This is a genomic window from Rhodococcus sp. NPDC078407 (assembly GCF_044542515.1).
GTDB lineage: Bacteria > Actinomycetota > Actinomycetes > Mycobacteriales > Mycobacteriaceae > Rhodococcoides.
In genome coordinates, this window is sequence record NZ_JBITUQ010000011.1 from 1 (window position 1) to 14,357 (window position 14,357).

Below are 14,357 nucleotides of genomic sequence, written 5' to 3' on the forward strand. Positions count from 1 at the left end.
GACCGACGGTGGCCCCACAGACATGAACAACCTCGTCCTGCTCTGCGGATTTCATCATCGACTCATCCATCATTCGGATTGGGAAGTGTTCATCGCCGCCGATCAACACCCCTGGTTTATCCCGCCCACCACCGTCGACCCCTACCGACAGCCCCGACAATCCCACGCCCGAGCCGGCCCCCACATCGCATAAGCACGTGCAAAAACAATCCAGCCCCGCACCGAGAACACGGTGCGGGGCTGGAAGAGGTTGGGGAGGAGTGCCTCCGTGGAACTACCGAAGTAGCCTACTGAGTGTGTAGTAAATGGATCGCAGTGGGCTCGTCGCCCGGGGCGTTGATGGTGTAGACGTACGACCGCCCACGGCGCTCGCGATCGACGAGGCCTTTGCCGTGCAAGCGAACCAACGCGGTCATGACGGTGGTGTGAGCGAGATCCGAGCCCAGATGCTCGCGGGCTTGGGCGACCGAGAGTTTCCGTGTGCTCGCCGAGCAAATCGAGGAATGACTCCTCCAACTGGCCGCACGCTGTGCGCACTGCGATTCCTCACCCGATGCGATTACCTCCGAGGATCGGCCATGGGCTGCGTTCTCGAAACACTTACATTTCGCTTTTCTAGCGGTCGACTCGTTGATGTAATACGCTCGTCTCATCAGCCCACCACCTCGAGGACTATCGATGAGCGTCGAAGCGAACACCCGGAGGATCGAGACAAGCGTCGTCACCGACTTCAGTGACCGCATGAGTTACGGCTCGTATCTGGACCTCGACACGTTGCTCAGCGCTCAGAAGCCGGTCAGTACCCCCGAGCATCACGACGAGCTGCTGTTCATCATTCAGCACCAGACCACCGAACTGTGGCTCAAGCTCGTGCTGCACGAGACACTGGCCGCGCGAGCCGCATTCGACGCCGACGACATCGGTACGGCGCTCAAGTGCGTCGCGCGGGTCAAGCACATCCAGAAGACGCTGACCGAGCAGTGGTCGGTGCTGGCCACACTCACCCCGACGGAGTATTCGCAGTTCCGCGACTTCCTCGGCAACTCCTCGGGCTTTCAGTCGTATCAGTACCGGGCGGTCGAGTTCGTGCTCGGCAACAAGAATGCGGGCATGCTGACGGTCTTCGAGTCCGATCCTGTTGCGCACCAATTACTTTCGACTCTGCTGCATGAGCCGAGTCTGTACGACGCCTTCTGGCAGTCGTTGGCACGCCTGGGCTACGACGTACCGGCATCTGCCCTCGATCGCGACGTCACTGCGGCATATACGTTCAACGAGGACCTGATGCCGCTGATCAAGTTCGTCTACGAGAACCACACCGAACACTGGGCGGTGTACGAGGCCTTCGAGGAGCTGGTCGATCTCGAGGAGAACTTCCAGCTGTGGCGCTTCCGTCATATGCGCACAGTGCTCCGTACCATCGGAATGAAGAGTGGCACAGGAGGATCGAGTGGGGTCGGCTTCTTACGGAAGGCACTCGAACTCACCTTCTTTCCCGAACTACTCGCAGTGAGAACGGATATCGGCCGATGATGGAACGCGCAGACGAACTCGACGCTCAGGATCCACTGCGCAGCTACCGCGAGAAATTCCTCGGTAGCGACGACCCGTCGATCACGGCATATCTCGACGGCAATTCGCTCGGACGTCCGACGAAGGCCAGCGTCGAGCGGATCAACACCTTCATGACGCAGGCGTGGGGCGGACGCCTCATCCGCGGCTGGGACGAGCAGTGGTTCGACCTCCCCGTTACCATCGGCGACGCACTGGCTGCCGCCACCCTGGGGGCAGCGCCCGGGCAGACCACGATCGGTGATTCGACGACGGTTCTGCTGTACAAGCTGGCGCGGTCGGCAATTGCGATGCGGCCGGGCCGCACCGAGATCGTGATCGACCGCGACAACTTCCCGACCGATCGATATCTGCTGGAAGGTATTGCAGCAGAGCTGAATCTGACCCTGCGGTGGATCGAGACCGACCGCCGCGGTGGTATCGAACCGGAACAACTCGCCGCGGTGGTGGGTGAGAACACTGCCCTGGTGGTGATCACCCACGTTGCGTACCGTTCCGGGTTCCTTGTCGACGTGGCCGAGGCGACGCGCATCACGCACGAGGCCGGCGCGCTGATGCTGCTGGACGTGTGCCACTCCGTCGGATCGGTGCCACTCGAACTCGATTCCTGGGGAGTGGATTTGGCCGTCGGGTGTACCTACAAGTACCTCAACGGCGGGCCCGGTTCGCCTGCCTTCGCGTACGTGCGCAGTGATCTTCTCGAAGCTTTCGTCCAACCGATCTGGGGATGGATGGGGCGGGCCGATCCGTTCGATATGGCGCAGGGTTACGTTCCTGCACAGGGCATTCGACGCGTCATCAGTGGCACGCCGTCGGTGTTCGGCATGATCGCGATGCAGGACACCATCGAGATGATCGCCGAGGTGGGCATGGACGCAATCCGTGCGAAGTCCGTTGCGCTCACCGAGTACGCCCTCGAACTCGTGCGCGAGATGCTGGTACCGCTCGGGGTGGAGATCGCCTCACCGGAGAACTCGGATCGACGCGGCGGTCACGTCACCATCGACCACCCGGACTGCAAGGCGATCACCGCTCGCCTGTGGGAGAAGGGCGTCATCCCGGATTACCGGTCACCACAGGGTATTCTGCTGGGGTTGAGCCCACTGAGTACCTCGTATCGCGAGGTGTACCTGGGCATCGTGGCGATCCGTGACGAACTCCGCGCCTAGCACCGCCGGGGCCATCCTCGACGACTTCGACTCTCGTCCAGGCAGCGCCACCTCACTCGTGCGCACGGTGCTGGGTGCCTATGTTCGACCCCTCGGCGGTTGGTTCGCCATAGCCGATTTCGTCGTCTGGATGGACGCGCTCGGAGTGCCGCCGGAGAGTACGCGGATCGCGGTGACCAGGTTGAAGAAGAAGGGCGTCGTCGAATCCAGTAGTTGTCAGGGCCGCACCGGATATCGCATCACCGAGCAGGCCGACGCGATGTTCGCGCGCGGCGACGGTCGGATCTTCGGGTTCCGGCGGATGTCCGACGGTGATCCATTTCGGTTGATTTCGTTCACTATTCCCGAGACGCAGCGCGCGGCCCGCCACCAGCTGAGGCGTCGACTCACGTCGATAGGTTGTGGGACCGTCTCACCGGGATTGTGGATCGCACCCGAATATCTCGCGTCCGAGGCCGCTGCCGTAGTCGAGGCGTTGGAGTTGTCGCAGTACGTCACGACGTTTGCCACGTCCGAGGTCGCGCCTCCCGGCACGCTGCGTGAGAGCGCCGAGCAGTGGTGGGATCTGGCCGGCATCGCCGATCGGCATCGGGCATTTCTCGCTGGGTACGACGGTGGGTCCTCGGCTGGGAGCCCCCGCGATGCGTTCGTCACGTTTGTGCCCTTGCTCGACGAATGGCGCGTCATTCCCTACGTCGACCCGGGCCTTCCGCCGTCCATGACGCCGGAGGACTGGCCGGGAACCCGGGCCGTCGCGACCTTCGAGGCAGCGCGAGAGCGCTACCTCGAGGTCAGCCGAGAATGGGTTGCAGATTAACTGCTCTGGTACGACGGCTCGCGCTTCTTGATGTACGAGATGACGCGGTAGGTGATGGGCAGGACGAGGACCTCGACGAGCGTCTTCCACAGGAATCCGACGATGACGTAATTGATGAAGTCGGTCCAGGTGGTGATGCCGATGACTCCGGCGGCGATGGCGCAGAAGATCAGGGTGTCGAAGAATTCGCCGACGACGGTCGAGCCGATCAACCGGGCCCACAGGTGCTTTTCCTTGGTGCGTTCCTTGATCTTGACCAGGACGTAGGAATTGAGCAGCTGCCCGACGGCAAAGCCGGCGAGACCGGCGAGCACCAGGCGCGGGACGACGCCGACGACGGTCTCGAGCGCTTCCTGGTTCTCGTAGAACGACGCGGCGGGAAGCTCGATGGCGATCCAGAAGCACAACGAAGTGAGTATCAGAGAGCCGAAGCCCAGGTAGATCGCGCGACGGGCGGCTTTGAAGCCGTACACCTCGCTGAGTACGTCGCCCAGAATGTAGGCGAGGGGGAACAGAAAGAATGCTCCGTCGGTATTGATGGGCAGGATTTGCAGCGGTCCGAGCATGACGTCGGACGAGGCGAAGAAGGCGACACCTTTGCTGGCGGCCACGTTCGAGATCAGCAGCGTCGCCACGAAGAGCGCGACGATGGTGGGGTAGTAGCCCCGGCTGATGTGAGCGAACGTGGCCTGTCCAGACTCGGTGCCGCCACTGGCGGCGTTGGATTCGGTGGTAGTCACTGCTCGATCCAAGCACCGAGACGACGATGGGCGCGAATCCCGGGGAGGGATGCGCGCCCATCGAGGCGGATTTGCAGGTCAGGCGACGCGGCCACCCACGGTGACGCGGTAGGCGTAGGTACCGGCGATGATCGTGATCGGAATGGTCACCAGCAGACCGAGGCCGACCGGGATCGCGCCGAGGATGTTGAGGCCGAACAGGGCGAGGGCGAGCACGAAGATGGTCCCACCGTTCGACGCGATCGCCTGAGCGCTGGCCTTGATGGCGGGGATCGGCTCGTCGCCGCGGTCTATGACGAACTGGAAGGTCCACCAGGTGAAGAACATGACGACGAGTCCGGGGACGAAGAGCAAGACGAAGCCGATGCTGGTTGCTATGCCGACGATGATGCCGGCAATGATGACGGCGGCGACGTTGTGGAACTGGAAGAAGGACCCGAACGCAGGCTTGATCCCGTCCACCTCGTGGAGAGCGCCGCGGACTAGTGCCGCCTGGATCAGGAGTGAGACGACGCCGACTACGACGCTGAAGATCAGGCTGAAGACGATGTTGTCGGAGCTCAACACGAAGTTCAGTACGACCTGGATGATCGCGGCGATCAGAACGATCCCGATCCAGACGAGGGCGTTCTCCTTGAACTTGTCGAAGGCGTAGCCGATGGCCGTTCCCACGGACAGCTGCGTGGGCATAGGCGAATTACCGAACGACGACGGCGGCGGTGGATAGTTGCCCTGGGGAGGCGGTGGGTAGCTGCCCGGCGGTGGGTAGTTGCCCTGGGGAGGCGGCGGGTAGCCGCCCTGCTGGGGGTAATCGCCGGGTGGCGGGTAGCCGCCCTGCTGGGGGTAATCCGAGGGCGGTGGGTAGTTGCCGGGTGGTGGGTAGTTGCCCTGCGGCGGGGGATAACCACCGGGGTTCTGCGGATCCTTGTCGGGGTCGTAGCCGCCTGTGGTCATGGTGTCCTTCTCCTTCGGGGCAGTCGTATCAATAACTGTACTTCCGATGGCCGTTCAAGGGGGCTGTGGCTTGTTGCAACGTGCTCACGATGGGTTGCAGGTCAGAAATTCGACGGGTCGAACACCCAGGGCTCGCGCGGTACCTGCCTCGGGTTCCACCGCTCGAGCAGTTCCTCGGAGTTCTTCGCGTCCGGCACACCGAGGGAGGCGGTGATCAGAGCCCACGCATCGGGTCGTTCGCGCAGCGTCACCGCGCCGTCCCGCTTGGCCAGTCTCTTGCCCTCGACGTTGAGCGCGAGCGGAACGTGGACGTACGTCGCGGGGGTGAAACCGAGGAGCTGAGCGAGGTAAGCCTGCCGCGGTGCGGAGGTGAGCAGGTCGTCGCCGCGCACGATCTGGTCGATGCCTTGCGCGCCATCATCGACGACGACGGCAAGGTTGTAGGCGGGGACGCCGTCGGAGCGGCGGAGCACGAAGTCGTCCACCTGACCTCGGAAGAGGCCGTGCAGCTGATCGACGATGGTGAATTCAGTTACCTGCGAACGTAATCGGATGGCCGGTGGGCGGTCCTTCGCGGCTTTTTGGTCTGCGGTGAGATCGCGGCAGGTTCCGGGATACGCGCCGTCGGGAGCGTGCGGGGCCGATGCGGCTTGCAGGATTTCCCGACGCGTACAGAAGCACTCGTACGTCATCCCGGCTGCGGTGAGTGAGCGAATGGTGGCGTCGTAGATCTCCCGACGCTCGGATTGCCGCATGATGGGCCCGTCCCAGTCGATGCCGAGGGAAGTCATGTCGTCGAGTTGGCGTTGCTCGGAGCCGGGTTTCACGCGATCGAGATCCTCGACCCGCATGACGAAGCGTCGTTCGGTGGAGCGGGCGAACAGCCACGCCAACAATGCGGTTCGGAGATTCCCGAGATGCAGATCGCCGGAGGGACTGGGTGCGAAACGTCCGGCGGGCATGCAGACATCCTAGTTTCGGGTGCTGCAGCCGGGCTCTGCTCGGGTGGTGCCGAGTCAGACGACACCACCCGAACGAGACCGTCGGCTATCCGCCGCTGGTGTTGAGCTCGCCGTTGACACCTGCGGGGAAGAATCCACCGGACGTGACCGGAGCCGGGTTCAGGTACACGATGTTGAGGACCTGGCCGGGTGAGCGAGAATACGCAATTCCGTTGGCGTCCAGGGGAACCAGATTGGCTGCACCGTCGAGAGTGATTCCCTGATCCAGATCGTCCGGCCCGTCGAGGCTGTCTCTCGCGTCGGAGATGGCGTTTGTCGGTGCCTCGAGACCCAGAGAGAACAAGCTCGTACGGATGATGCCCGCGTGGTACGCCTCAGCAGCGAGGATGCCTGCGGCGGCTTCGAGGAACGTCTTGTTCGACACCAGGGGTGCTGCGCCCTTGTATGCGGTCACGCCGACGTCCTCGAAGATGAAGGCTCCGAGCAAGAAGTTCTGCTCGTTCGCATAGACGTCGAAGGTCTCGCCCGCGCCGATCAACCCTGCTGCCATGGCAGCGGCGGTGAAGCTCGCGTCGAGATCGATCGCCGGCCGCGCAACTGCCGCGTTTCCGAGTGCTCCGCGCAGGAACGCCACGTGATTGAGCTCGTCGAATGCGATTTCCTCGGCGTACGCCTTGATCAACTTGCTCTCGAAGGTCACCTGTCGACCTCCGGTGACAGGCCCGGGAGTTCCGGTGCCGCCCACCAGAGTGTCCGGCAGACCCTTTCCGGTGACCGCCCGCTGATAGAACTCCGCCTCCAAGTACTCGAGGTTGAGGGCGAAGTTCAGGATCGCTGCATCGGATGGGCCTTGACCGGGCATTCCGGGAATGAGTGGACCATCCGAGGAGCCGAAGGGGAAGGCGGATGCGACGCCTGAGCCCACAGTCATAGCCGCGCCTGCGCCCAACCCGGTGAGACCGGCTGCCCGCATGAAACGCCTGCGGTCGAGCCCGTTTTCGGAGCTGCTGTTGATGGCCTTGGTGATGAATTTCTTGTCGAACATATGCGACTGGGCCTCTCGTCCGGGTGAAGTGCATGATGCCGACGCCCCCGCGGACCAGGCAACAGTAGCCCCTCGAACGACTATTGGTGCTTTTCCTCAGAATTTTCCTATATCTGCTGGTTGAGACCCTGTGTATTGTCCAGCGACGCCTCACTGTCTGGAGCTGGTGGGTGAATCCTGGCTGAACGCGTTCCGCCAACGGCCGTCTTTCCGGAGCCAGAGCGAGCTTATGAACATCGACTCGCCCACGCTGCGGTGAGGCCGTTGGTAAATGGCGCGGTCGCGGAGCATCGCTGCATCCGTGGACACCTCGATCAGTTTCGCTTCTGTGATCGAGTAGGACGCGATGGTGGGCCCGTCGGCTAGTTGGACTGCGTGGTCAGCCCTATTGGCGAAACCGGTGGGATACACGCCGACGAAGAACGACAGCTACGAGAAGCGTTGTGCGTAGCCAAAACTCGTTCGACAGAACAGTGTCGTAGCACCGTCTGTAACGCGCTGGGCCGCGCAGCCGACGAAGTGGCATGAAACTCGATCGGCTCGCTTACTTCTCCGCCGTTGCCACCGCCTGCATCGGCCTGGCGCTGGTCGCCGCGCCCACGGCGTCGGCCGACGTTGTCGAACTGGACATTCTGCCTGGGCTCAGCTTCGGGCCGACCACACCGTACGGCGTCGGATGCACGTATGTCGCGGTCGCGCGGACCGAAGGCCTGAACGAACCCCGGACGGACATCGCGGCAATCGGGTACGACTCGATCATGCCGATCGAAGAATTCGTGTGGCAGTTCGACCCGTACTTCAGTGTCCCGGCCGTTCTCGGTCACAAGATCACGCTGTGGACTCCCCTCACAACAGGGGAGCACTCACTCATGGCGTACCAGACCTCGGCCGGCGGGCCCATCGCAACGGTGAATGTGAATCCGGCAACGCCGTTGGGGCCGATTTGCCTTGTAGCGCCGTAGAGTTGACGGCAGTCGCCGCCTAGTGGCCGAGTTCGCACAGTTGCGCGGTGCGGTCACCGCCCGCGTCGCCGGTGTTTGCGGTCCCTTGTCGCTCGAACAGAATCGCGTGCACCTCACCTTCGGACTTCGGGCAGTGCTCGACCCCTTTTGGAACAACGAAGACGTCGTTCGGGCGGAGGACGACGTCGCGATCGCGGAGTTGGATTGTCAGCTCGCCGTCAACGACCATGAAGAGTTCGTCGGTGTCGGGGTGTGTATGCCAGACGAACTCGCCCTGTAGCTTGACCACCTTGACGTCGTAGTCGTTGACGGACGTGAGCGGTGTGGCCGCTCGCCGCGCCGAAGCCGGTACCTGCAGACCTCGACTCCGGGTACTACCGCTCAGGTGTCGCGGCACGTTGCCGTGTCCACACAGCGCCGGCCGATGTGCCGGACATGGTTGACGACGTCGAGGATTGTCGACATAGTGCGCCCGGGTCTGCACCGAGTTACCGATCTATCGGAATGTATCTTCTTATATAAGACAGAATCTGATACATATACATACAATCCGATAGTATGAGCGCATGGAGTACGGACTGAACCCCTTCACACCCGGGTCTGGCACCCGACCCCCCGAGCTCGTAGGGCGTACCGCCGAACTCGAGCGATTCGACTTGTTGATCGCCCGCGCGAAACAGCGCCGCTACGACCGCGGGTTGATGCTGCAGGGACTCCGGGGGGTAGGCAAGACCACGCTCCTAGCGACCATGGCGGACCAGGCTCGCCGCCACAACTGGGTGGTGGTCGAGGTCGAAGCCCAGACCAGTGTGGAAGGTGCCGAAGCCCTGAGGCGGCGCATCGCCAAAGACATCTCTCGAGCTGTACGGCGTCGTCAGTTCGCCGGCCCGGTCGCGGACAAGATCCGGCAGCTGACCGAGGAGTTCTCGTTGTCCGCCACAGCATTCGGTGTCGGAGTCGAGCTCGCTCGCTCCGCCGGGGCCGAGAAGCCGACCCTGGGAGTCGAATTCGAGGATCTCGTCGAGGATCTGACGGAGGAACTCCGCAAGGACGGCACCGCGCTGGGGCTGTTCATCGACGAGATGCAGGAACTCGAACCGCCGCTCCTGCAGGTGATCCTGGCAACTCAACACCGTGCAGCCCAGCGCGAATGGCCGTTCTTCGTGTGCGGCGCAGGCTTGCCGAACCTCGCGCAAGCATTGGCCGACGCACGGTCGTACGCCGAGCGCCAGTTCGACTACAGGACCATCGGCCCGCTCGCCGACGATCAGGCCCGCGATGCGATCGTCACCCCCATCAACCGGTTGAACCAGGACATCGATGCCGAGGCAACCGACTACGTAGTCGCGGCGAGCGATGGATACCCGTACTTCCTTCAGGTGTTCGGTCACGAGCTCTGGCAGGCAGCCCAGCAATCCCCGTTCACACTCGCCGACGCCGAGGACGCCGTCGACACCGGCCACGCCTCGCTCGATTCCGGGTTCTACAGCTCGCGGTGGCTACGGGCCACCGAAGCAGAGAAGCGATACCTGGTTGCCATCGCACGCAGCGGAACCGATACCCCGCGGACGGCAGCCCTCGCCGAGGCCCTCGGATCGAACCCGCAATCGATGGCACCGCACCGTGACTCGTGCATACGCAAAGGCCTCATCTGGTCTCCCGCCCGCGGCCTGGTTGCGTTCACTGTCCCCGGAATGGCGGATTTCATCCGCCGTCAACCCAACGCACCGATCATCTGACTCGACGACGAACGTCGACCGGGCCGACGTCGAGCACGTCAACGGGTCGTGCAGCGTGAGGCCGTGATGACGGCCGATGTCGTCGAGTTCTACCGGCCCGACACCGATGCGGGCGTTCTCGACCGTGAGCAGACCGGCGACGCACAGGTCCAACAGAGCCTTGTATCCGCTGGGGTGTGCCGGCATCGGACCCGACGGTCAGGATGTCGGACACTGCAGGCGGGTCGAGGTCGACGAGGGTGCGGTAGCCGCCTTCTCTGCATTGAGAGCCCGGCACGGTGATGCACCCCGTGGCGTCGTTCGCCATCGATGTGATGTCCAACGTGGTAAGTCGGGCTGCGAAAAGGCGCGACCGCGGCCGGATCTCGTCGGCGGTGACTGTAGTTTCGTGGCTGAGTGATACGCCCGAACGCCGGGATCCCGGGCACGAGTGATACCGGCTGCCACATCCTCGACTTCAATTCTCGACAACAAACCTCGCCTGACCCGGAATATCCAACCCCACCGAATCGCCCACCCGCGTAGAAGAGCCCGCCGCCAGCTCCACCTTCACAACCGTCGAACCCACGGTCACGTCAGCAATGCTGCGAAATCCGGTCGGGCGCAGATCCGAAACAACCCCACGAATCCCATTGTCATTCAGTGTGATCAGCTCATGCCTCAATAACAACACAGCAGGTCCGGCCGGCAGATCCACAACGGCCACGTCCAGCTCACCGAGCTCGGAGCGATGCATCCCAACCCCGTCCCAAACTCCGTCGATTTCGTTCATCCCACCCATCAGTCGCGAGACCGCCAGCGTGCTGGGGCGCGTGTAGGCAGTCGCGATATCGGAGTGATGTTCGAGCCGGCCGTCGATGAGCACCGCCACCGAATCGGCCAGCACTGCCGCTTCCTCCTGATCGTGGGTGACGAGCAGCAGAGTCTGATCCAACGTCGAACGCAATTCCCTTACCAGGTCGTGCATCTCGGTGCGCAGCACCGGATCGAGTGCACTGAAGGGCTCGTCCAACAACAACACTCGCGGCGAACCGGCGAGTGAGCGCGCCAACGCCACCCGCTGCGCTTGTCCGCCCGACACTTCGGAGACGGCCCGGTCGCTCATGTCACCCAAATGCACCAGATCGAGATATTCGCGGGCCCGCTCGCGGGAACGCTTCCTACTCTCACCAGCGGCGCGGTAGGCGAATCCGACGTTGTCCAACACGCTCATGTGCGGGAACAACATCGGACGCTGAAAGACCATGCCCACTCCGCGATTCTCGGCCGCTTCGTCGTTCACCCCGCGGCCGTCGATCAGAACCGACCCCGCAGTGGGCGAGTCCAATCCAGCTATGAGTCGTAGCGCAGTGCTCTTGCCCGAGCCCGATGGTCCGAGAATCGCCGTGCACGACCCCGGTGGCACGGTGAGATCCAACGAATCCAGCGCCGCAACCGATTGACCGGCATGCACTTTGGTGAGCCCCTTGACGGACAATTCGACGCTCATCGCGCATTCCTCCGACGCAGCCGAGCGAGCATGAGCACCAACAGCAACGGCGGCACGACGGCAGCGACCGACAGGGCAGCCACCACCGAATCATTACCGGTTCCGGCGGCGAACGAGGCAACGAGAATGGGCACGGTCACCAGTCTGCCTCCACCGATCAACAGCGTGATCACGTAGTCGCTCCACGCCACGAGGAACGCGAGCAATGCCGCACCCGCCAACGCCGGAGCCAACAGCGGAATGCGAATCTTTCGCAGAATCAAGGCGGGTGATGCTCCGAGGGTGCGGGCCTCCTCCTCGTAGCCGATGTCGTACGCGCCGAACGCCACTCGCATCAGATAGGTCGTGTACGGAATCGCCGCGACGGTCAGTAGAGCGATCACCGCCACCGTGCTCGGAACCCGTGAGCGCAGCACCAGCACGTCTAGACCCAATGCCACGGCGAACGGGGGCAGGGCCAACGGTGCGAAGAGAATCCCGGCCACCACAGCGGGGAATCGCACAGTACCGTTCACCAGGGCGCGAGCCGCCAACGCTCCCAACGGTGTTGCAATGGCGGCGACGGCGAGAGCGAGAAGGGTGGATCGCAGGAAAGCGTCGCTGCCCCCGGCGTCCAGAGCGCTGCGGACGCCGTCGAATCCCCATTCCTGGGGAACCGAGCCGGGAAACGACCAGCGATTGCTGATGGCCCACAACACGATCGGAACCAGGGGCAGGAGGAACCACAGCGCCAACAAGGCCCGGCCCAATGCTGGAAAGACCCGAGTCACTTCCATACCGCCGATCGGCGCAGATAGTGCAGCGCCACCGCGGCCACGACCACCGTCACCGCCGTAGCCACAGTCGCAGCGGCAGCAGCCTGCGGGCGCGTTTGAAGGTCGATCGAGGTGAACAGGCGTATTGCCATGACCGACAACGGCTCCGGATACGGTCGACCCAGAATGCGGGCCACCTCGTACGAGCCGACGGTGTAGGCGAACGCGATAGCGCTCGACGCGATCAGCGCTGGCCGAGCCAGTGGCAGCGTCACCAGCCGCAGCCGAGCCCATCGGCCCGCGCCCAGGGTCGCGGCCGTCTCGTCGAATGCAGCTACTCGGGTCGCGAGCGTCCCCGCGACGACGACGGCCACGAAAGCCGATTCCTTCCAAGCGTATTCGGCGACGACGGCAATCCACCACTTGCCGCCGACCAATTCCGGCCAGCCGCCGTCGGTCAAGCCGAGAATGCGTGGCAGCATGCCCGAGTCGGCCAACAGCAACGCCATCGCGGCGGCACCGATCAGGTGCGGCACCGTCACCGTCACTCCGGCGGCGACGAGGGCGGCGCGTCCCCCCGACAGTGCCGTCAGCGCCGCGGCAAGTCCGATCACAGCAGCCAGAGCCGTCGAGGCAACGGCGATCGACAGCGTCAACGCCACCGAACGCCACAGATCATCGCCCAGCGCCGAGTACGCGTCGACCGACAAGGCCGGCGTTCCCACCAGCGGCATCAGACCCAGGCTCTGCAGCACCACGGTTCCGAGACCGCCGCCGACCACGAGTGCTACCAACACGACTGCGGGGAGCACCGCAGCCGTGCCGCGAAAGCTCCTCGTGGACGCTCTCACTGACCGGCGAGCACGTTTCGACGCCAACCCTCGTCGACCGGCGTGACCCAGTCCGCCGAGAGTTCGGGATGCGCGTTGGCCGACAACTCCTCGTAGGACGGCAGTACCGTCGAACTCGGCAATTCCTCGAACCGAGCGCGAGCATCGTCCGGCAACCGGTCGAGATCGAGCACGGTGAACTGGCCCCACACGTCCGGCGTCGCCTTCGCGAGTTGCTGCTCGGGCGACAACGCGAGATTGGCGACCACCTGCGCCGCGGCCGATTTCCCCGACGTCGACGGGATGGCCAGGAAGCTCGCATTCCCGACGGTTCCCTCGTCGAGAGTCAGGACGCGGGTCTCCGGGGGATACGTGCCGTCGGCGACGAGTTGCGGAAGTGTCGCGGGGCCGTAGGTCATGGTCATGTCCACCTGGCCACCGGCGTAGAGGGCGTCGAGCTCGGAGGAGGACTGCGGATACGTCGTGCCTTCGCGCCAGAGCGAGGGCGCGAGCTCGTTCAATCGGTCGAACAAGGCCGGGGCGAGTTCGTCGTAGGAGTCCTGATCGAACTGCGCCGGAACCTCGTCGACGCCGCCGGAGACGTTGACCAGCGCCTCACGCACGAACACCGAACCGGTGAAGTCCGGGGGAGCGGGGTAGGTGAAGCGGCCCGGGTTCTCTCGGGCCCAGTCGAGCACGCCGTCGAATGTCGTCGGTGGATCCGGAATCGCTGCTGCGTTGTAGACAAGAGTGAATTGTGCTTTGTGCCAGGGTGATTCACAGTTATCGACCGGGGTGCCGAAGTCGTCGAGCAGCAGCGGGTCCTCGGGATCGGTGAATTCCATGTTCGGCAGATTCTGCGTCCAGCCGCACAGCCACGCGCCGGCCTGCTTACCGGTGCCGAAGTTCGCGCCGTTGACCCACACCAGATCCACCTCGCCGTCGGTGACCCCGGCCTGCCGCTCGGAGAGGATGCGGTTGACGGCGTCGGTGGTGTCCTCCACCGGTACCCGGCGCAGAGTGACGCCTTCCTCGGCGGCGGCGGGGGTGAGGACGTCGTCGACGTATGCGTTGCCCTGCTCGTCCCCGCCGTACATCCACAGTGACACCGTCTGTCCCTGCGCCTGCTCTTCGATCTCGCTCCACGATTGCTCCTCGGCGAGCGGAGCTTCGGAGTCCGGGGCCGCGCACGCCGTCAGAAGCAACCCGGCGCTGGCGGCGATCGATACTGCGAGCCGTGATGAGCGAAACTTCAACGTAGGGCCTCCTGGTCCACGGAAGCAGACATCGTCGACGCTGCTGCCTCCACCGTAATGGGTCGAA

At 63.8% G+C, this 14,357-nt stretch carries 16 protein-coding genes; 6 read left to right on the plus strand and 10 right to left on the minus strand.

Annotated elements, in window-relative coordinates; genetic code table 11:
- On the plus strand, positions 1-193 hold a 193-nt coding region (locus ACIGGF_RS13115; RefSeq protein WP_397521747.1), incomplete at its 5' end, for an HNH endonuclease signature motif containing protein.
- Positions 194-287: 94 nt separating this feature from the next.
- Here ACIGGF_RS13115 and ACIGGF_RS13120 read toward each other — a convergent pair.
- Positions 288-416, minus strand: coding sequence for a hypothetical protein (locus ACIGGF_RS13120; protein WP_397521748.1), 129 nt, complete (start codon positions 414-416; stop codon positions 288-290).
- Positions 417-678: 262 nt separating this feature from the next.
- Between ACIGGF_RS13120 and ACIGGF_RS13125 the strand changes: the two genes are divergently transcribed.
- Genes ACIGGF_RS13125 through ACIGGF_RS13135 form a run of 3 tightly spaced genes read left to right on the plus strand, consistent with a single transcriptional unit; the run spans position 679 to position 3,558 of the window.
- Positions 679-1,533 (plus strand): tryptophan 2,3-dioxygenase, encoded by an 855-nt coding sequence (locus ACIGGF_RS13125; protein ID WP_397521749.1) that lies wholly within the window; start codon positions 679-681, stop codon positions 1,531-1,533.
- Positions 1,533-2,741 carry a kynureninase gene (locus ACIGGF_RS13130; protein WP_397521864.1) on the plus strand — a complete coding sequence of 403 codons (1,209 nt, stop codon included), beginning with the start codon at positions 1,533-1,535 and terminating at the stop codon, positions 2,739-2,741. Before ACIGGF_RS13125 ends, ACIGGF_RS13130 begins: the two co-directional genes overlap by 1 nt.
- Complete coding sequence (locus ACIGGF_RS13135) at positions 2,722-3,558, plus strand: PaaX family transcriptional regulator C-terminal domain-containing protein (RefSeq protein ID WP_397521750.1); 837 nt, start codon at positions 2,722-2,724, stop codon at positions 3,556-3,558. Before ACIGGF_RS13130 ends, ACIGGF_RS13135 begins: the two co-directional genes overlap by 20 nt.
- Here ACIGGF_RS13135 and ACIGGF_RS13140 read toward each other — a convergent pair.
- The 4 genes from ACIGGF_RS13140 to ACIGGF_RS13155 all read right to left on the minus strand — a co-directional run bounded on the left by ACIGGF_RS13140 (position 3,555) and on the right by ACIGGF_RS13155 (position 7,259).
- On the minus strand, positions 3,555-4,298 hold the full coding sequence (locus ACIGGF_RS13140; RefSeq protein WP_397521751.1) for a queuosine precursor transporter: 744 nt from the start codon (positions 4,296-4,298) through the stop codon (positions 3,555-3,557). The genes ACIGGF_RS13135 and ACIGGF_RS13140 overlap by 4 nt on opposite strands.
- Positions 4,299-4,376: 78 nt before the next feature.
- A complete protein-coding gene (locus ACIGGF_RS13145) occupies positions 4,377-5,252 on the minus strand; it encodes a hypothetical protein (RefSeq protein WP_397521752.1) in 876 nt (291 codons plus the stop codon).
- Positions 5,253-5,353: 101 nt separating this feature from the next.
- Complete coding sequence (gene gluQRS, locus ACIGGF_RS13150; RefSeq protein ID WP_397521753.1) at positions 5,354-6,214, minus strand: tRNA glutamyl-Q(34) synthetase GluQRS; 861 nt, start codon at positions 6,212-6,214, stop codon at positions 5,354-5,356.
- 85 nt (positions 6,215-6,299) lie between these two features.
- Positions 6,300-7,259, minus strand: a complete 960-nt coding sequence (locus ACIGGF_RS13155) for a ferritin-like domain-containing protein (protein ID WP_397521754.1) — start codon at positions 7,257-7,259, stop codon at positions 6,300-6,302.
- A gap of 524 nt (positions 7,260-7,783) precedes the next feature.
- On the opposite strand from ACIGGF_RS13155, the gene ACIGGF_RS13160 reads away from it, so the two are divergent.
- Positions 7,784-8,221, plus strand: a complete 438-nt coding sequence (locus ACIGGF_RS13160; RefSeq protein WP_397521755.1) for a hypothetical protein — start codon at positions 7,784-7,786, stop codon at positions 8,219-8,221.
- A gap of 19 nt (positions 8,222-8,240) precedes the next feature.
- On the opposite strand, the gene ACIGGF_RS13165 is transcribed toward ACIGGF_RS13160, so the two are convergent.
- Positions 8,241-8,579 carry a cupin domain-containing protein gene (locus tag ACIGGF_RS13165; RefSeq protein WP_397521865.1) on the minus strand — a complete coding sequence of 113 codons (339 nt, stop codon included), beginning with the start codon at positions 8,577-8,579 and terminating at the stop codon, positions 8,241-8,243.
- A 208-nt stretch (positions 8,580-8,787) separates the two neighbouring features.
- Between ACIGGF_RS13165 and ACIGGF_RS13170 the strand changes: the two genes are divergently transcribed.
- Complete coding sequence (locus ACIGGF_RS13170; protein ID WP_397521756.1) at positions 8,788-9,960, plus strand: ATP-binding protein; 1,173 nt, start codon at positions 8,788-8,790, stop codon at positions 9,958-9,960.
- A 457-nt stretch (positions 9,961-10,417) separates the two neighbouring features.
- Here ACIGGF_RS13170 and ACIGGF_RS13175 read toward each other — a convergent pair whose 3' ends face one another.
- The 4 genes from ACIGGF_RS13175 to ACIGGF_RS13190 are packed head-to-tail and all read right to left on the minus strand — an operon-like array spanning position 10,418 to position 14,290.
- Positions 10,418-11,449 carry an ABC transporter ATP-binding protein gene (locus ACIGGF_RS13175; protein WP_397521757.1) on the minus strand — a complete coding sequence of 344 codons (1,032 nt, stop codon included), beginning with the start codon at positions 11,447-11,449 and terminating at the stop codon, positions 10,418-10,420.
- Entirely contained in the window at positions 11,446-12,225 is a 780-nt protein-coding gene (locus ACIGGF_RS13180; protein ID WP_397521758.1) for an ABC transporter permease, read from the minus strand. Before ACIGGF_RS13180 ends, ACIGGF_RS13175 begins: the two co-directional genes overlap by 4 nt.
- Positions 12,216-13,055, minus strand: coding sequence for an ABC transporter permease (locus ACIGGF_RS13185; protein ID WP_397521759.1), 840 nt, complete (start codon positions 13,053-13,055; stop codon positions 12,216-12,218). The genes ACIGGF_RS13180 and ACIGGF_RS13185 overlap by 10 nt, the downstream gene beginning before the upstream one ends.
- A complete protein-coding gene (locus ACIGGF_RS13190) occupies positions 13,052-14,290 on the minus strand; it encodes an ABC transporter substrate-binding protein (RefSeq protein WP_397521760.1) in 1,239 nt (412 codons plus the stop codon). Before ACIGGF_RS13190 ends, ACIGGF_RS13185 begins: the two co-directional genes overlap by 4 nt.
- Positions 14,291-14,357 lie beyond the last annotated feature (67 nt).